Genomic DNA, 19,871 nt, shown 5'->3' on the forward strand with positions numbered 1-19,871 from the left:
CCTTAAAGCCTCCTGAGTACTTCATTTTCAAAAAATGTATTCACAGTCTCCGGTGAAACGCTGAACAATTCATCGTTAATCTTTACACAAACACCATTTGAACATTCGCCCATGCAAAATGAACCATTGAGCTCAATTTTGTCGTTTAACTGACGCTCCGTGATCAATTCTTCCAGTTTCTGAATAATTGTTCTTGAACCTTTCAGATGACATGAACTTCCAATACAGATTGTGATTGTCATAGCAATTCCTCCTTATTTTAGTTAATCATTCTCCTCCCCGAGTGATTAACAATATTTTAACAATAGTTTCTTTTTCTTTCAACACAGTTTCCTATAGTTTTTAATTTTATACAATTTGTATACAATATTCAATATTCACTTTTGAATAATACTTTTATAATCGCACTTTCAACAATCTATCGCTTTTATAATTTAGGTTTATATTTGACATAGTTTTTCTCAAAGACCATATCAATAACAGAACTGTAATCCTTATCACCATATCCCGCCTCAAGTGCCCGGTCGTAGACTTCCCTGATGCCTTCCAGACTTTCTGTCTGAACTCCTTCCGTCTTTGCCAGCCGACGACAGATATCAATATCCTTGGACATATTCCGGACCGAAAATGTCGTCGTATAATCTTTGTTCTTGATGGCCATCTGACGTTCATCAAAATACGCATTCTGACCACCGCCAAAAGACAGGGCCGCTGTAAAACGATCCACATCAATGCCCTGTTTCACAGCCATAGCCAGGGCTTCATTGACACCATTCTGAATCTGTGCCAGCAGCGTGGTCTGACAGATCTTCATACCGATGCCCTTGCCGCTGGATCCCATATACAGTACATTTGATCCCATATACTGCAGGATTGGCTTCACCTGGAAATAAATTTCTTTCTCGCCGCCTACATAAATGCCGATATTGCCCAGCACCGCGGCCGCCTTCGACTTAACAACCGGCGCATCCAGGAAATGTCCGCCATGAGCCTGGATCATAACACTGATTTTCAATGAAACGGAAGGATCAATGGTGCTCATGTCAATACAGATTTTCGTTGCATTGACGGCCGGGAGTATTTCTTTATATACTGACAGGGAATCTTCTGATCTCGGCAGCATCGTAATGATCACATCCGAATGTTTTGCTGCATCAATGGCACTGTCACAGGCGATACCACCTTTTTCCGCCAACCGCTGTACCGGTTCTGTTTTTACGTCATAAATATAGACGTCACCGTCATGTTTTCTGATAATATTATAGCACATGGCCTCGCCCATAATACCGAGCCCTATAAAACCAATCCTCAACTTTATCGCCTCCGTTTATCTCCTGTTATTATCTATATCAAATATCTCATCTGCCTGAAAATATTTTTCTCTCAATCTAATCCTAATTTGATCCTATGCTTTATCTGTCCAGAAATCCTCCACCTGCTGCACGATTGTATTCAGACTGGTCTTACTGCAATTGTGCCATTCTCTCGGGAACATTTTTCTGTACTGACTGTAATTAAATCGCTCATCCAATAACGCGATCACGCCTCTGTCCTTCTCCGTTCGGATCACACGTCCTGCTGCCTGCAAAACCTTGTTCATCCCCGGATAAAGGTAGGCATATTCAAACCCTCTGCCGGATTTCTCATTGAAATACCGACTTAAAAGCTCTCTCTCTTCTCCAACTTGCGGCAGTCCTGTCCCGATAATGATGACACCGATCAGCCGGTCTTCTTTCAGATCAATGCCCTCCGAAAAAATACCGCCCATCACACAGAAACCAATAACCGCATCTGCAGCATCCGCCTGAAAAGCATCCAGAAACTTCTGTCTTGCATCTTCACTCATCTCGGATTCCTGCACAACCAGCTGCAGACCATGGCCTGCCTTCATTAATTCCATTTCCGTAAAAACTTCAAAAACATCCTTCATAAGCTGATATGACGGGAAAAAGACCATATAATTGCCATGCTTGCCGCGAATAATATCCCGGATATATGCAGCCATCCGTTCATACTCTTTTCTACCCCGCCTTGTATAGCGGCTGCTTACATCTGTTGCCGCTACAAGCAGACGGTTTTCCTCCGCAAAAGGTGAATCCACATAAAGATCGTAATCCGATGCTGCTGTATCACTGAGCATTTCTTTGTAGTACTGCACCGGAAGAAGCGTTGCAGAGAAAAATACGGCTCCGCATCCCTTTGCCAGACGTTCTCCCAGATCTTTGGAAGGATCCACACAGAAAATCTTGATTTCAAAGCTGTCCTCACTTCGAAGCGCATAGATCAAATAGCGGTCATCCGACCGGTCAAAGGCACATATAAAGCGTCGAATGTCAAAGTAAAATTCCATCAGAACTTCCCTGAGTGGCGCAGTAACGCCCTCCTTCAGTGTTTCCTCCAGCTGCTCACTGAGCTTCGTCAGGTAAACGATCAGACTGCCGATATTCCCCATCAGCTGGCAGGACTGGTCTGAAGACTCCCGAAGCGCAGACATGGCCAATATCGAACGATCCATATAAGTGACCAGTCGCCGGTCCACAGCTTTATCTTCCACTGCGTGACGGGCATGGGTCAATTCAGTCATTGACATCACGGCACTGTACATTTCCCTGGCACGATCCACCAGATTGTGTGCCTCATCGATCAGAAAAAGATAGTCCCCGCTTCTGTCACTAAAAAAACGTTTGAGCGCCACATTCGGGTCAAACACATAATTATAATCACCAATGACCGCATCCGCGAATAAAGCCGCATCCAACTGAAACTCAAAGGGACAAACCTGATGTTTGCCGGCATAAGCCAGGATGCACTCCCTGGTCATCCGGTCTTCTTGGGTGACCAGATCATAAAGGGCTTCATTAATTCTGTCATAATGCCCCTTTGCCCTTGGACAGTACTCCGGACTGCACTGAACTTTATCCAGCACGCAGATTTTCTCCTTTGCCGTCAGGGTGATCACCTTCATGGCAAGTCCCTTATCCTGAAGAAGTCCGAATGTATCTTCCGCAACAGTCCTGGCAATAGTCCTCGCCGTCAAATAGAAAATTGTCTCTGTCAACCCATTTCCCATCGCCTGAACAGCCGGATAAATGGCGGAAATCGTCTTGCCGGTACCTGTCGGTGCTTCTACAAAAAGCCGCCGATGTCTCAGAATCGTCTGATACACGCCTGAGACGAGCTTTTTCTGACTCTCTCTGTACTCAAAAGGAAAACTGCCGGCACCAATAGAAAGATTTCTTTTTTTAATCCAGGCTATCTGATGACGCACCCAGACCGCAAATCTGTCTATCAGTTCAGTATACCATACTTCCAACTCATTTCGTGTCATTTTTTCCCTGAAACGCTGAACTTTCCCCGTCTTCAAATGCACATACGTCATCTGGACCTGTATTTCCTCTAAATCCTCTTTTTCTGCATAAAAAAAGGCATAGCACTTTGCCTGTGCCAGATGAACGAGCACAGGCTCTGTGATATACCTTAAATTTCTATAAGTACCTTTGATTTCATCAATTGTCACAACTTCTTTCAGTCCCAGCTCGCCGCTTTCATCCGCTGCCATCTCAGTTTCTGTTATGACACCATCGGCACGTCCCTCAACAGTAATCGCCAGCGTCTCATCCATTTCTGTCGTATGCTTCAGAGACACCTCTGCCCTGTAAGAAGGCCCGGCCTCTTTTTGAAGTTTTCGATGCATCAGGCCACCCTGCTGCATTGCATCCATTTCTCCAAACGCGCCGGAAACGGTATCAATGTCTCCAGATCTGAGAATAAACTCCACAAGCCGGCGAACGGAAACGGTGACTGTTTTTTGTGACATTTTGTTTCTCCTTTTTAGACGCTGTCGTGCGGTCATCTATTCCAATTCAGGCACGCTCGCACTGCACAGCACTGTCAGCGGTACATAAAGCGCCAAAATACGCCGCTTAAGTACCGGACGTGCTGTAAGCACCTGATTTGGAATAGATGACCGTTCGACAGCTGTCTATGAAAGCTTTAAGATAACAGCAAAATGCCACAAAAGTGCTTATTTATGGCAGCTTTACTGAATTTATCTCATTAAATTTATCGATTCATATATTCCTTTAGGAACGCAAATAATGCTTCCATCTGTTCGTCTGTTCCGATGGTGACTCGCAGGTAATTGTTGATGCGCGGTTTATCGAAGTAGCGGACATAGATATCTTTTTCGCGAAGGGCTGCAAAGAGTTCTTTGGCCGGATAGTCCGGATGAGTGACGAAAATGAAGTTGGCACCCGGTTCCGGATAAGTAAATCCAAGATCTGTAAATGCCTGTTTGGCTTTTTCCCTGGTTGCTCTGATCTTCGCAGTGCATGCTTTGAAGTAAACATCATCTCTGACAGCTTCTACACCGAGAGCCAGTGCAGTTTGACTCATTGTATAGGAATTGAAGGAGTACTTCACATCATTCATGGCCTTGATCAGCTCAGGATGACCGATGGCATAACCGATTCTCATTCCCGCCATGGAACGTGACTTTGAAAATGTCTGCACGATCAGCAGATTTTCGTAGTCATCCAACAGACTCAGGGCACTTTCGCCGGCAAAATCTATGTATGCTTCATCAACAATGACAATCACATCCTGATTGTGGTCCAGAATCTCTCGGATCACAGATAAGTCCTCATAGTGGGAAGTCGGTGCATTCGGATTCGGGAAAATCACACCGCCGTTGTCCGGATAATAATCCTGCGGACAAATGGAAAAATCCTCTTTCAGTGGCTTTGTCTCATACGGCACCTTAAAAAGATCCGCCCATACCGGATAAAAAGAATAGGTAATATCCGGGAAAAAGATCGGCTTATCTGAATTAAAAAATGTCATAAAGGCAATGGCCAGCACATCATCAGAGCCCACACCGGTAAATACCTGGTCTTTTCCTACATGATAATAATCTGCCAGTGCGCCAACCAGAGTTCCCGCTGTCGGATCTGGGTAAAGTCTCAATCTGTCTTCATCAAAATGATCCAATACATCCCGCACACCCGGTGCCGGAGGGTATGGATTCTCATTCGTGTTCAGTTTGATCATATTCGGTCTGTTCGGCTGTTCTCCCGGTGTATAGGGTACAACTGAACGAATTTTATCCTGCCATGCTTTCATCTCGGTCACCTCTTCCTCTATCTCATTGCTTTGCATGCTTCTGCCAATCTCTCAAAGGCCGGGAAAGAACGCTTGATCATCTCAGTGGATACACAATAAGCCAGACGCACATAGCCCGGGCATCCAAAACTTGAGGCATCCACCATCAGAATATGCTGTTTCTTGCCTTCTTCTACAAAAGCGGCATAATCTTCAATCGGTGATTTCACAAAAAGATAAAAGGCCCCCTGTGGCTTCAGACATTCAAAGCCAAGCGCTGTCAGATGCTCATAAAGCATCTTTCTGTTCTGATCGTAAACTTCAATCTGAGGGCGCTCATTCAGGCACTCTTTGATGACAAGCTGCATCAGGGATGGGGCATTCACGCTGCCGATTCTGTTCGTTGTGATCAGTCCGGCTTTTACTTCTTCATAATAATCCATCTTCGGTGAAACAGCGATATAGCCAATACGCTCTCCCGGAAGAGAAAGTGATTTGCTGAAAGAGTAAACAATCAGACAGTTTTTGACATGGGCCGGCATAAACGGCAGCTGGTTATCATCATAAACAAGCTCTCTGTATGGTTCATCTGAAATCACATACAGCGGATGCCCGATGCGCGTTTCGGCCCGCTCCAGTGCCTTCTGCAGCTGGTCCAGAGTGTCTCCTGAATAGATGACGCCGGTTGGATTATTCGGATTGTTGACAATGATCAGCTTCGTCTTCTCCGTGATCACTGCATCCAATCCGTCAATATTAATCTGGAAGGTCTCTGTGTCTGCCGGCACTGCCTTTAAAACACCGCCTGCGGTGATGACATAGTTCCTGTATTCGCCAAAGAAAGGTGCAAAGACGACCACTTCATCACCGCTGTCCAGAAAAAGATTCAGAATATCATTGATACCGGAAGCAGCGCCGACTGTCATAATGATATCTTCCATTTTATATTGCCACTGGAAACGCTCATTCAGATTATCCGCCACAGCCTGTCTGACTTCCTCATAGCCGGAATTGCTCATATAGCCATGCACAAAAAGCGGATCCTCTGTATCCAGGATTTTGATAATCGACGATTTGACAGCGTCCGGTGCCGGAACACTTGGATTGCCCAGGCTGTAATCATAGACATTCTCAGCGCCCACCTTTTTGGCCATTTCCTTGCCTTCTTCGAATAATTTACGGATAATAGAGCTTCCTGCAACAAGCGGCTCCATTCTTTTTGCAATAACCATGATAATTTCCTCCATCCAGTCTTGTTGCCGCCACCACTTTAATTCGGCGCACAACTAAATTAAATCGTCTTTTATCATATCAAATAATATGCATAAGTACAAGTCTATCTCTTTTGAAAATTCGGTTTCAACGCAGCCATCAATGCATAAACAGTCGGATCAGGAAATCAAAGACTTTGTTATACGGCTGATAGCGCATCGGAAGATCCATCCATGTCTTCTTGTCGACAATGCTCTTATAATGACTGAAGGTATCGAAACCGGTCTTGCCATGGTAAGACCCCATGCCGCTCTCCCCAAAACCGCCGAAGCCCATCTCACTTGTCGCCAGGTGAATCACCGTATCATTAATACAGCCACCGCCAAAGCCGCAATTTGTCATCACACGATCGGCATTGGCCTTGCTCTCCGTAAACATATACAAGGCGAGCGGATGCTCTCTGCGATTGATCTGGCTGATCACCGCATCCAGTGAATGGAAGGTCATCACCGGCAGAATCGGTCCGAATATTTCTTCCTGCATCACGGCATCTTCAAATGTCACTTGATCCATGATCGTCGGTGCAATCTGAAGGAGTGTGCTATCACACTCGCCACCTGCGACAACCTTCGTCGGATCGATCAGTCCAATCAGACGTCTGAAATGCTTCTCATTGACAATGCGGCCGTAATCGGCATTCGCCAGCGGATCGTCTCCAAACTGCTTCCTGATCTGTTTCTTCATCTCGTCAACAAGTACATCCTTAACCAAAGCTGCGCAGTACACATAATCCGGTGCCACACAGGTCTGACCGCAGTTCAGATATTTGCCAAAGACAATACGTCTGGCCGCCAGCTTTATATTGGCTGTCTCGTCAACGATACACGGGCTTTTGCCTCCGAGCTCCAATGTCACCGGTGTCAGATGCTTCGCCGCATGTGCCATCACTTCTTTACCTACTGCCTGACTGCCCGTAAAAAAGATATAATCAAACTTTTCCTTTAACAACCACTGATTCTCTTTACGTCCGCCGTTCACAACCGCAACGTATTTTTTTGGCAGACATTCCGATATGATCTTCGCCATGATCTCACTCGTAAAAGGCGAGTAGGCACTCGGCTTAACAATCGCTGTATTGCCTGCTGCCAGTGCGTCCACAAGAGGCTCCATCGTCAGAAGGAACGGATAATTCCACGGACTCATGATCAATGTCACCCCATATGGCGACGGCTTTCTGAAGCTTCTGGACGCGAACTGGGCCAGCGGTGTCCGCACCGTCTGATCCTTGCCAAACTGCCGCATATGTTTAAGCATATAGCTGATCTCTGCCAGCACCATGCCGGTTTCACACATATACGCTTCAGATGCGCTTTTACCGAGATCCAGTCTGAGTGCCCGATTGATCTCATCCTCATGTGCCATAATGCTGATCTGCAGCCGCCGCAGAGCAATCTCACGAAATGCCATATGCTGCGTTTTTCCTGTATAAAAGAACCTGCGCTGCCTATTGACCAGTGTTCTGATTTCTCTCTGTTCCATCCCCAATTCCCCCTTACGCACCTTCTGTTTCTATAAAAAAAACACGATCAGCACATGTATATTTCATTCTTTTTTTTTACTGAATCTGACTGATTGCGTCTTCTGTCAAATCCTGAAACGGAATATTTTCTTCATTGCCGACATTCTCACTGATCCATTGATCAAAAGCATCCTTGTCGAGCGGCTCGCCGGTTTCACTGCCATCCGGCGCCTCCAGGTAATACACAATACCATCCCCGTCTTTGTCCGCATCATCCGGGAAGGCTTCCCCGTTATAATTGACATCGGATAAAGATTTATCCCAGGCATCGACAAAGTATTCGGCCCGGTAGCTGTCATTGGCCGCATCATAAGTATAAAACATATACGGCCAGAACTCACCGGCATAGCCCTGATTATGCGAAATACCGGCTCCAATCGTTGCATTGTCATAAAATGTCAGCATCGGAAACTGTGAGAGTTCCTCATACAATTCACCGCTTGCTTCATCGTAATCATAAATCTTCGCTGTCATTGATGCCATGCTTGTTGTCGTATAGTAGAAAACAAGCTCTTCTCTGTCGTCATGATCGACATCGTAAACAGCAAATTTGTTGCCTGACATCTCACCACTGATGTCATCTCTCAATTCTGATCCGTCCGGCAAAATATGATTCTGATAAATATTTTCCAATGCTGCCTGATAGGCTTTGATTCTTGATGCACGGTCTGCCTGCACCGTCGTCTCTGTCTCGATTGCTTCAGCTGTCTCCACCTGAGAGGCCGCAACTGTTTCTGTCATTGTTGCCGGTGCCGTACTTTCCACGGTCTCCTTCTGACCTGCACCACAGCCTGCCAGGCTTACTATCACCAATGTTGTCATCATCCCTGTGATTACTCTCTTTTTCATTTTTCTATTTTCTCCCCCGGATTATTGATAATCAAACCTGCCGTCATTTTTTTCTTCAAGTGCCTTGATGATATCCAGCGCCAACGCATTGTATGGCGTCGGAATTTCCAACTGCTTTCCAAGTCGGAGGAGCACTCCCGAAAACATATCCACTTCTGTATGCCGCTTTGCATCCAGATCCTGAAGTGTTGAGAAGCGGGCCTTCGGCGAAACCGTCCTGCTGTCAAAGCTCGCCGCCTTTTCCTCCCGGATATCGATGCCGACGGCCAGGGCCACTGCCACTACCTCGTCCTTTAATTTTGTACTGATATCCATCACATACGCACTGTCTCTGTAACCGCCCAGACCACATCCAATGATGGCCTGCGGCAGATTCATACTGATATTCAGGGCATATTTCGCCCATATTTTTTTGAGGATATCTTCTGAAATATGGAATCGCACACCGGAATCATTGAAAAGATTCTCTATTGCCGCAACACGCCACGACAGGCTGCCGTCTGCCTCCCCAAAATAAACACCCTCCGTCACTTCCGGATTAAAACGGACGCAATGGCCGGTGCGCTCAGATGCGATTTTGATCATCGAATACATCATATGCTGCATGCCGATCCGGTGGCCAATGATCTCTTCACTGTCAACACCGTTCATCACACTCATCACGATCGTCTCATCATCAACGATCTGTTCAATGGCATCCAGACTTCCTTCAAGACTGCCGTATTTGACAGCTACAATCAGAAGATCGGCACCTTTAGCCTCCTCAGGCGTCTTGACACAAAGTGACAGCTGACCGTCATTGATTATCAGGCCTTCATTTTCCAGCCGCTCTTTTCTGCTGCCTTCTGCGATAATCCAGAGGTTTTCACCAAGCTTTGGCGCAAGGCCCGCAATTAAATAGCAGCCCACTGCACCGGCGCCAAGAACAGCCACTGTCTGAATCCTTTTATTTAAATGCTCCATCTCATTGTCCTGTTGATTTGAAATAATCATATCTGTCTTTATCCTCCTGCCACTTCAAACGGATGTCCTGTCTCTATTCTATCTCTGTCTCTATTCTATCACATAACGGGCACCGTGAATACGCTTCGTCTGAACAGATCCACTACCACTCAATTGTATCGACTGAAAGCGGCTTCTCGTTGCGATATTCTCGCCCGACACGACCATTCTTGATCTCAATGACATGGTCCGCCATCGGTGTAATTGCGGAGTTATGTGTAATGACGATAACTGTCATCTTCTTATCCCAGCAGGTTTGCTGCAGTAATTTCAATATCTGCTTTCCTGTCTGATAATCCAGTGCACCCGTCGGCTCATCACACAATAGCAGCTTCGGATTCTTAGCCAAAGCTCTTGCAATTGCGACGCGCTGCTGCTCCCCGCCGGATAGCTGTGACGGGAAATTATCTTTGCGCGCTGTCAGTCCGACTTCCTCCAGCACCAGCTCTGCATCCAGAGGCTCCTTGCAAATCTGGGCAGCCAGTTCCACGTTTTCCTTTGCCGTCAGATTCTGCACCAGATTATAAAACTGAAAAACAAAGCCGATGGCATCTCTTCGATATTTTGTTAAAGCCTTTGCGGAATATTCGGCAATATTGTTGTCGTTGACCCACACCTCACCGCTAGTGGCCTGATCCATCCCGCCAAGAATATTCAAAACAGTTGTTTTACCGGCACCGCTCGGCCCTACGATAACTACAAATTCTCCACGTTCAATGGAAAAATTGATACCGTCCACTGCCTTGATCTCAACTTCTCCCATCCGATATATTTTACGCACATCTTTTAGTTCAATAAACCCGGGCATTGCTTACTCCTCCTTGCTTTCACTGTTCTTCTTTCGGGCTCTCCGAATCAGCTTTCGGATCAAAATGATCACAAGCACAATGATAGCAACAACAATCAGACAAATCATGATAATGATCGCAGAGAACTTGTTCGGATGCTTCACAAGATCTATGATATTTTTACTGTCGTCCACCACCTTACGACCGTGTGTCATCGCATAGTACTCAGGTACATTGGCAATGCCATCACCATCCGTATCATCAAAAGACTGCATATATCTGGCAATCGCATCCCAGGCCTTTAACTCTCTGTTACCTTCCATAATTGCGTAATCTTCCAGATTTTCAATCGGATGACCGTCCTTGTCCTTTGGCTGAAGTGAAAGTAATCCGTACGACAGATCCATGACGGATCCAAGCATTTGCCCGGTATATAAATCTGTCACAACATGATACAGCTGATCATTCTGTATTTCGATTCTTTCCCCGTCTTTGCGCGTCAGATAACAGTCCGTCACTTTATTTAAAATCATTCGATTCGGATTGTAGGTAAAATTCAAACCACTGCAGTATAACCGTGCCGTTGTCATAAAGTCGGAAACGGAAGCATCCACTTCTGCTGCCAGTTTCAGCTCTTTTCCCGTCAGATACGCGTCAATCAGCGGATATCCGGGTACACCGTCTTTGCCGATACCTAATGAAAATGAATTGAAAATATCTTCAACTGTCAGGTTGCCCTTTGTATAGGTGTCTCGCACCGTACCACTCGGAACAACTGCCACGTCTACCGGATCTCCATCAAAATACTCTGAATTTTCGACAGCATAAATATACGCATCAGACATGATATCACCGAGATTCAGCTCTTCATGCTTTGTCCCCATTTCATCCAGACTGTTGAATTCCACTGCATTTTCTGCAAGAACCTCTTCTCTTGTATAACCAAAACCAGCAAGGTAATTCGTATCCACCGTATCCATTAATGCATTGATTCTTTCCTGCGTTGCCTGATCCGGCTCGACCTCCGAAGACACCGGAATCAGCGTATAATCTGTCAGCTCCCATCGGCCGTCCGCTTTCTGTGTCATCGACAGGGAACCGAGATTTCTTCCGTATTCACCACAGGAAACAACGTATGTATCGCCATGGCAAATGGCTGTTTTCAGCTCCGTATGCGAATGTCCGCTGATGATCAGATCAATATCCGGCACCGCCTTTGCGAGGATTTCATCCTCCGACTTCGACTCATCCTCCCACGTACCGCCATGAGACACGCAGGCAATCATATCGACATCTTCATTCTTCTTGATTTCCTCTACAGTTTCCTTAACAGCCTCAACCGGGTCTTTAAAAATGAGTTCGCATGTCGGTGCACATTTCAAAGCGTCTGTTCCAAAGACACCTAACACTGCAATTTTTACATTTCCCTTTTGAAGCACAACGTAATCTTTCACACCGTATGTTTCAAAAGCAGACTGAATCTGTTGCTGTCCATCACTTAGTCCAGTCTGTTCCATACTGTCCCAATCCACATTGCAGACAACCAGTGCCGGCAATGTCTCACCGGACTTTACAGCTGCTTTCAGCATATTCACCAGACCCTTTGAACGGTAATCGTATTCGTGATTGCCAAATGTCGTCACATCATATCCAAGAAAACCAAGCATGCGCAGCTCCGCCGCTTCCGTATCATAGACCGTCTGAATCAGCGTTCCCATTGAAAAATCGCCGCCATCCAGCACAAGTGTGTCCGGATTCGCTTTCTTCTTCTCGTCGATCAGCGTTTTTATTCTGGCAAATCCTCCGACTTCCTTTTGCTCCCCATCTACAATTGTCGAAAAACTGTTCAGATGCGAATGCGTGTCGTGTGTAAACAGAACGTCAACTTGTTTCGTTTCATCTGCCGCTTCCACATGAAGCCCCATTCCAATCGGAAGCAGTAATACAATCATCAGCAGCAATGACAAAATCTTTTTTCGTGTTCCCATAAACTTTCCTCCTGCAACGTCATCAGAAACTCTTTTTATATGCGCTGCATACCTGAACCCGCTCATCCATCTGACACGAATCCTTCGTCTGCTTCGCGAAGATATTTCTGCTACTTTTAGTATACACAAAAAGCCGTCAAACAGAAAGTGGAATTATACATTATAGTGATACAATTTTTCCGATTATAGGTATGACAAAAGCCCTTAGCTATGGGTTTTGACCCACAGCTAAGAGCTTTATATTGTATCGATTCGTTTTATTCGAATTCCACTGTTCCGGTTGGCTTTGGTGTGAAATCATAGAGCACACGATTAATGCCTGCGACTTCATGTGTAATACGGTCTGTAATATGTACCATCAGTTCATGTGGGATCTCAGCAACTGTTGCTGTCATGACATCTGTTGTACATACGGCACGAACGATGCAGCACCACTCAAAAGCACGCTTTCCGCCTTTAATTCCTGTTGATCTGAAATCAGGAACAACTGTGAAATACTGCCAGATCTTTTCGCCAAGACCGTTCTTTTCAAATTCTTCACGGAGAATGGCGTCAGACTCACGTACTGCTTCCAGACGATCACGCGTAATAGCACCCGGGCAGCGAACGCCAAGTCCAGGTCCAGGGAATGGCTGACGATAAACCATATTATGTGGCAGACCAAGTTCTTCACCTACAACACGTACTTCGTCCTTAAACAGAACTCTGACAGGTTCAACAAGTTCAAAGTCCATATCTTCCGGAAGGCCGCCCGCATTATGATGTGCCTTGATGCCTTCTTCTGACTCAAGAATATCCGGCCAGATTGTACCCTGTGCCAGGAATTCAATACCGTCAAGCTTTCTGGCTTCTTCTGCAAATACTTCAATGAATTCTCCGCCAATAATCTTTCTCTTCGTCTCAGGGTCTTCAACACCTGCCAGCTTATCAAGGAAGCGATCTGTTGCATCCACATAAATCAGATTGGCATTCATCTGATTGCGGAATACTTCAACGACCTGCTCCGGCTCACCCTTACGAAGCAGACCATGATTCACATGGACACATACTAACTGCTGACCGATGGCTTTGATTAAAAGTGCAGCAACAACTGAGGAATCCACTCCGCCAGAAAGTGCAAGAAGTACCTTCTTGTCTCCTACCTGTTCTTTGATCAATGCAATCTGCTCTTCAATAAAAGTCTGTGCAAGCTCTGGTGTTGTAATTCTTTCCATGTTAGCCGGACGTCTGATTTCTGTAACGTTCATATGAATTTCCTCCTTTATATTTGCTTAATAGCTGTTCCTTTTTAAGAATCTCTCGCCATTTAACATCTTTTACATATATTCTATTGGCTTTCCGAGCTAAAATTTCCAATTTTTACCAATTTGTTCCATTTTATTATAACTAACATGGAAATATTTGACAACCTATATTTAGAGAACACTGCATCAATTTTTCACTTAATTCCCTTAAATTCTGAATCGCAATGCCTGTATGTCGCCGATGACAGTCCTCAAAAATTTCTACAGTAATGCATCAGAAAATCAAACAATTCTTTATTTGTTTCTCCATTAATTTGCTCTGCTTCCAGGTACTGCGGCAATGGTATTCCCTGTTGACATTCCCCGCAGATATCAATGCCCAGAATATTTCCGCTTTTTAAAAATGGCATCAGCAGCCGTTCCAGCACAGGCAATGACATTTTTCCCTGACTCCAATTTGTCTCTGAATATTCTTCATCCAAAATATCTTTGTCAATAGAAATATAAACCGGAAGATTCCTTTTTATCCTCGAAATTTTATTTTCATCTTCTACACTTTGAATCTCTTCTTCTGAAAAAGTAATCAGCTTTTCCTGCAATTCTGCGTCAGACACCAGACCTTCTTTTTCACGATATACCTGCAAAATATCGCTCTCCTGCGGTCCAATCAATATCAACTGCTGTAACCATGGATTTGTTTTTAATACTTTTCCTGCCCAGTCACCACAGCTTGTCATTTGCTCAATCATCGGTTTTTGCATATCTGTATGATGGTCAAGCAAAATTAAAGAAAATTTCTGTTTAATGAACGCCGTCATGATGCCTGTTACATAGTGATAATTTCCAGAATCCAGAAAATGAATTCCGTGAATGCCATAGGGCGCAATTCTCGCTCTGATTTCTTCTTCTGCACGTTTGGAACAATATAAATCACATTCCGTAATATCAGAACAGTCCAGCCAATGCACTTTATCATTCTTTGGAATCTTCTCGTCACAATATACATGTGAAAAATCTAAAATCAGATGATTTGTGATCATATTTCATTTCCCCTTGCCTTCATCTCACAATCTAATGTTTCAAGCTATCCTTTTACAGATCCGTGTATTCCATTTGTCTTTTTTTCGTTCGCATTCCCATTCTCTCATAAAATTTTTCTGCTGAAGTATTTCCTGTCCATACATTCAATGTCACTTCATAGCATCCCCGTTGCTTTGCTTCTTTTTTTACATGTTCAAACAGACTTTCACCAATATGCTGGCCCCGTGCTTCTTGATCAACACACAAATCATCGATATAGAACGACTTAAATGGTACCATATTGTTTGAAACAGGCTGCTCCTGTAATTGGCAAAACGCATACCCCACACAAACATCCGCTTCATCCACTGCAACAAATATTGGCTTTTCTTTATTTTTTAAAATCTCTCTCAATTCGTCTATGGTATATTTTGTCGTACCTGGGATAAAAATATCAGGTCTTATATTTGCATGAATTTGCAGTACCTGTTCTAATAGCTTTAAAATTCTCGGAATATCTTTTTCTTTTGCGTCTCTGATCATCATTTTGTCTCCTCCATCAACATTTCCTGATACCCGGCAGTCCCATACGCTTTAATTCTTTCCACCACCGGTTTCAATCTATCATCCCTAATCCGCTCCAGTATCTTCATTCGCTTCGGCGATATAACTTCCTCTGACTTACACTTCTCATAATCTTCCGTTTCCATATGCCAGTAATGAAATTCTCCTTTATAATACCGTGATAATTTCTGTGCGATCAGTATACCTTCCGGATCCAGATCTCCCGCATAATACACTCTGGTTCCAGACTTTGCCAGAAGCTCCAGTACCATCAGTCCGGCCAGTCTCGGCTGTCCATTCATACACATATACGCTCTTCTTGTGTTTTCCTCTTTTTCTTTTCCACACAATACTGCAAAAACAGAAGGATTTTCCACAATGTAGATTTCATCTTGTGAACAATGAAGCAACTCCCACTCTGATATCACTGCAAGTGGCACCTGTACAATATGCTGCAGAATTATCAGCACGGCTATAAAAGCCAAAGCAGCCACAGACTGCAGTTGCTTCGGAAATATATATTTCATTTCTGTTATAACAAAATCCTCTCTCTATGTTTCCTGTCTGCTTATCCCATGCACCTGGAAGGCTCCTGATTGCTGCGGTTGCCTCATAATCATTCATGACAGGCCTTTTGCTTTCTCAACTCTTCGCTTATGGTCTGCTTAATTTTTTCATCATCCAACGGCTTTGCAAGATGTGCGTTCATTCCTGCTTCCATACACTTTTCTGCATCTTCCCTAAATGCATTTGCAGTCATAGCAATAATAGGGATTGTTTTTGCATCCTGCCGTTCCAGGTCTCTTATTGTTCTTGCAGCAGTAAGACCATCCATCACCGGCATCATAACATCCATTAAAATAACATCGTATGTTCCCGGTTCGGAAGCTTCAAAATGCTGAACAGCTTCTAACCCATTGTTCACTGTTTCTACTTTAGCTCCATTTTCCGTCAGCATAAATTCTGCTATTTCCACATTCAGCTCATTATCTTCAACCAGCAATACCCGGATATCTGATATATCTGCATCAAAATCTTCTTTTTCTTCCGGTCGTGCATTCGTATCAATTTCAAATGGAAGTACTACAGTAAAACAGCTCCCTTCACCCAGCTTACTTTCAACTGTTATGGTTCCACCCATCTTTTCTACAAGTTGTTTTACAATAGGCATTCCCAGACCTGTCCCATTATAATCAGAACGTGGGGAATTATCTGCCTGTACAAATGGAGTAAACAATTCATTTTTTATAAATTCTTCTGACATTCCAATTCCATTATCTTTTATTTTAAATTCACATGTCATGTGATCTTCTGATCTTTCAATCGTTCTCATACTCATGTAAATAAAACCATTCACCGTATTGTACTTCATACTGTTTGTAAACAGATTCATCAATATTTTTTTCAGATGAACTGCATTGCTCCAAACATATATACCACTGTAATCATCATGTTCTCCTATAACATGAAGTCCTTTTTCTTCTGCCTGAAAAGATAGTGACTCCGTGATTTCCTGACATACCTGATCCAGATTGATGGATTCATCACTAAAAACCACGGTATCCGATTCTAACTTTGCCATATCCAAAACATCATTTACCAATGATAATAGCAGTTTCGAAGACTCATTTATTTTATTCAGGCAATCTTTTGCCCGCTCACCATCATTTCCGCTTTTTTCAAGAATTGTAAGCATGCCCATAATGCCATTGATCGGTGTCCTGATGTCATGAGACATGTTATTTAAAAAGGAAGTCTTAGCCTTATTGGCACTCTGTGCTTCTACAAGTGCATTTTGTAATTCCTGCTGTTTTTCTTCAAGCTCCTGATTCAGCTTCAATGCTTGCTCAGCAGACTTCTTGGATTTTTCTTCCGCACGTTTTGATTTTTTCAAAGAATCAAGAATTATACACAGGACAACAAAAATAGAGATTCCAACTATGAGTGAGACAGCCAGTAAATTGTCCTGAATAAAATCCTTCGCTGTAACTTTTCGTGAAGAAGCATTATACGAAACCACTGCACCTGAAAATTGAGTTGTAGGCATAGATGTCAGTGTTTTATTCAGAATGGACAAAAGAACCGGTTCTCCCTGCTGAACAGCAAATGAAACATCAGCTTCTTTTGTCAGGAAAACACTATGAAGCTTATTATTCTTCAAATAGTCTGAAACAGTACCTGAATTGCTTACAATACAATCTGCCTCCCCTTTCTGCATTGCTTTTACTGCTGCATCTGATGTCTCATATTCCATAACCTCCCATTGTGGATAATTGTATGAAAGATATGTTTTCAATACAAAATTATCTTTTTCAACAGCAGCTATATTCTCTTTATTCTCATCAAAAGAATCCTTTGCCGTAATTGCTGCCATATTGAGAGTCAACAGCGTATTCGACAAATCAAATCCATTTGTTTCCGCAAAGTATGGATTCTGGTTTGCATGAAAAATCAGGTCTATTTTTCCATCCTGCAATGCCTGAAGCAGTTCACTTCTTGTATCATATCCATTTAATTCAAATTCCAGAGTCTGACCTTGCAGACAATTTTCTGCAAGATCCACATAATCTGTGATAACACCTGTCAATTTGCCTGTTGATGGATCTACACTACTGATACCTCCATCCTGATTCAGATACCCTATCCTGATTGCTCCATGCTGCTCGATCCACTCCCTTTCTTCTTTTGAAAGAAACGAGCTGCTCTGTGCAGAAAGATAACGCCTGTAGAGATCATCAGTGTAAAATGGGTTGTCATCCTTGATTCTGCGCATAGCACTATCCAGTGCTTCTTTGATATCCGGACGTTCTGGATTTATAGCGAAATAGATTTCTGTCTCTCCAATACTTGTAATCGGCGAAATCTCCGATTCTTCCCAACGGGGTTCTTCTACCGAAACGAAGCAGTCAATTTCATGTTTCGACAGTTTGTCCATAACTTCTGCGGTATTAGAAACATTGATATGCTTCGTATGCAGACCATATTTTGATTCCCATTCGTTAAGCACATCCTCCGTTATATTATCTTTAAACACACCAATATTTTTTCCCTCAAAAGAATCCAAATTTCCTGCTGTAAGATCCATATTGGATGCATCCGTATAGATGTAATATTTCTCTTCCCCCATAGGCATATCGGAAAAAAGCATATTTTCAGCACGTTCGTCTGTATAGGAAATGCCACCAAGAATATCAATCTCTCCATTTTCCAACTGTGTAAAGCAGTTTTTCCAATCACTTGTTATGTATTTATATGTCCAACCTGCATAACCTGCAATATCTTGAAGATACTCATAACCATAGCCGCTTCTTTCTCCCTTTTCATTGACGGTATTATAAGTTTCTTCAAAAGATCCTACCCGGATAACATTGTCAGAGTTTTCTTTGGCAAATGTAGGAACGGATAAAACCATTAAACATATAATTGTGCAAAATATAAAATAACAAAATTTGAAATTTCTTATATTCTGTACTAATTTGCACTTCTTCATCTTTCTCCCACCCTCCAGGCTACAGTTGCTTGCTTGCTTCCAGATTTTAATTTTACATTCATTAATTATCAATAACCTCCCCGCTATTTTTCACAATATTTTTCCAAACAGCTTCTGTATTACTTATTCAAGTGCTCTACCATAAAAAAGCACTGCCAAACAGACAGTGCACCTCATTTCATACAACTGGCTGCCATTTTACAGGCCCTGTAGCTTTGCGTCCCAGACTTTCATCTGGTTTGCCAATTTCCATATTATAGCTTTCATACTTATGCAAAATAACTGGCTTTATTATACTATAGCACTCTACTGTACACAAGAAAAACATTACCGTTTTAACGCCCCAAAAAATAAAAAAAGAACAGCCGATACATATACTCGAACTGTTCTTCTACTTCCGAAGTCCACGCAGCATTGACATTACTGTTTCCTGCGCCATGATTCTTCCCAGTGACGACTGGGAAATTCCCGACAGCTGCGATAATCTATATTTACTGATATCACGCTTTTCACACAAAGATGTTATTTTATCCGCAATATACTTCTCTATCTGCAAGTAACTATACCTCATTTCCGCTATTACATGTTCTTATTGTACCTGTAATAATGAAAAAATATTAGTATTCAACTTTTCAATCATTTAATCCCATAATGGGAAGTATGCGCATAAAAAAATATAAAGATACATTCGTATACAGAACCTTCCAGAGACAGGCAAGTAGATTAGTATTATGCTAATTTAAAGAGTCAACAACAAAAAAACAGTCTGCCTTGACCAAAATCACTTCAATCAAAACAAACTGTTCTTCATATTTACTCTAATTTTATTTTATGAGAATAACCGATTTCACGAAATTTGCAGGTGAATCTGGAATATAAACAAGAGAAAAAAATAATTTTTAAACTCCATTTGCACTCCATTTTGTCTTTTCGACTGCCCGCAAAGCCTTTATTTATGCAATGTCATTAACTTAAAGCAGAAGATATTTATTCTAAAAGGATTAGATATCTTCTGCTTTTTTTGATATGCTTACA

Annotated in this window: 16 protein-coding genes and 1 riboswitch; all 16 genes read right to left on the reverse strand. The window is 43.1% G+C overall.

Going from position 1 to position 19,871, the window contains the following annotated elements; genetic code table 11:
• Window positions 1-2: 2 nt before the first annotated feature.
• Window positions 3-242: a (2Fe-2S) ferredoxin domain-containing protein gene (locus HED67_RS16475; RefSeq protein ID WP_015515270.1), complete on the reverse strand. Its 240-nt coding sequence runs from the start codon at window positions 240-242 to the stop codon at window positions 3-5.
• A 185-nt stretch (window positions 243-427) separates the two neighbouring features.
• Complete coding sequence (locus tag HED67_RS16480) at window positions 428-1,312, reverse strand: NAD(P)-dependent oxidoreductase (protein WP_221718924.1); 885 nt, start codon at window positions 1,310-1,312, stop codon at window positions 428-430.
• A 93-nt stretch (window positions 1,313-1,405) separates the two neighbouring features.
• On the reverse strand, window positions 1,406-3,817 hold the full coding sequence (locus HED67_RS16485) for an ATP-dependent DNA helicase (RefSeq protein WP_221718925.1): 2,412 nt from the start codon (window positions 3,815-3,817) through the stop codon (window positions 1,406-1,408).
• Window positions 3,818-4,062: 245 nt separating this feature from the next.
• A complete protein-coding gene (gene hisC, locus HED67_RS16490; RefSeq protein WP_221718926.1) occupies window positions 4,063-5,121 on the reverse strand; it encodes a histidinol-phosphate transaminase in 1,059 nt (352 codons plus the stop codon).
• Between the two features lie 17 nt (window positions 5,122-5,138).
• Window positions 5,139-6,332 (reverse strand): pyridoxal phosphate-dependent aminotransferase, encoded by a 1,194-nt coding sequence (locus tag HED67_RS16495; RefSeq protein ID WP_221718927.1) that lies wholly within the window; start codon window positions 6,330-6,332, stop codon window positions 5,139-5,141.
• A 139-nt stretch (window positions 6,333-6,471) separates the two neighbouring features.
• Window positions 6,472-7,851: an aldehyde dehydrogenase gene (locus HED67_RS16500; RefSeq protein ID WP_221718928.1), complete on the reverse strand. Its 1,380-nt coding sequence runs from the start codon at window positions 7,849-7,851 to the stop codon at window positions 6,472-6,474.
• Between the two features lie 76 nt (window positions 7,852-7,927).
• Window positions 7,928-8,740 (reverse strand): hypothetical protein, encoded by an 813-nt coding sequence (locus HED67_RS16505; protein WP_221718929.1) that lies wholly within the window; start codon window positions 8,738-8,740, stop codon window positions 7,928-7,930.
• 21 nt (window positions 8,741-8,761) lie between these two features.
• The gene (locus HED67_RS16510) at window positions 8,762-9,733 is read right to left on the reverse strand and encodes a ketopantoate reductase family protein (protein ID WP_221718930.1); all 972 of its coding nucleotides are present in this window, start codon (window positions 9,731-9,733) and stop codon (window positions 8,762-8,764) included.
• A gap of 112 nt (window positions 9,734-9,845) precedes the next feature.
• On the reverse strand, window positions 9,846-10,550 hold the full coding sequence (locus tag HED67_RS16515; RefSeq protein WP_178439356.1) for an ABC transporter ATP-binding protein: 705 nt from the start codon (window positions 10,548-10,550) through the stop codon (window positions 9,846-9,848).
• A 3-nt stretch (window positions 10,551-10,553) separates the two neighbouring features.
• Complete coding sequence (locus tag HED67_RS16520) at window positions 10,554-12,518, reverse strand: bifunctional metallophosphatase/5'-nucleotidase (protein WP_221718931.1); 1,965 nt, start codon at window positions 12,516-12,518, stop codon at window positions 10,554-10,556.
• 257 nt (window positions 12,519-12,775) lie between these two features.
• Window positions 12,776-13,732, reverse strand: coding sequence for a glutamine-hydrolyzing GMP synthase (gene guaA / locus HED67_RS16525; protein WP_334294111.1), 957 nt, complete (start codon window positions 13,730-13,732; stop codon window positions 12,776-12,778).
• A gap of 281 nt (window positions 13,733-14,013) precedes the next feature.
• A complete protein-coding gene (locus HED67_RS16530; protein WP_221718933.1) occupies window positions 14,014-14,802 on the reverse strand; it encodes an arginase family protein in 789 nt (262 codons plus the stop codon).
• Between the two features lie 52 nt (window positions 14,803-14,854).
• Window positions 14,855-15,328 (reverse strand): GNAT family N-acetyltransferase, encoded by a 474-nt coding sequence (locus HED67_RS16535; protein WP_221718934.1) that lies wholly within the window; start codon window positions 15,326-15,328, stop codon window positions 14,855-14,857.
• Entirely contained in the window at window positions 15,325-15,873 is a 549-nt protein-coding gene (locus HED67_RS16540; protein ID WP_221718935.1) for a DUF2399 domain-containing protein, read from the reverse strand. The genes HED67_RS16535 and HED67_RS16540 overlap by 4 nt, the downstream gene beginning before the upstream one ends.
• A gap of 89 nt (window positions 15,874-15,962) precedes the next feature.
• Window positions 15,963-18,836 (reverse strand): response regulator, encoded by a 2,874-nt coding sequence (locus tag HED67_RS16545; protein ID WP_221718936.1) that lies wholly within the window; start codon window positions 18,834-18,836, stop codon window positions 15,963-15,965.
• 178 nt (window positions 18,837-19,014) lie between these two features.
• Window positions 19,015-19,090, reverse strand: a riboswitch (cyclic di-GMP riboswitch).
• A gap of 137 nt (window positions 19,091-19,227) precedes the next feature.
• Entirely contained in the window at window positions 19,228-19,392 is a 165-nt protein-coding gene (locus tag HED67_RS16550; protein ID WP_246612275.1) for a helix-turn-helix domain-containing protein, read from the reverse strand.
• Between the last annotated feature and the right edge of the window lie 479 nt (window positions 19,393-19,871).

Origin of the sequence: Pseudocoprococcus catus (assembly GCF_019734885.1) — a bacterium.
GTDB lineage: Bacteria > Bacillota > Clostridia > Lachnospirales > Lachnospiraceae > Coprococcus_A > Coprococcus_A catus.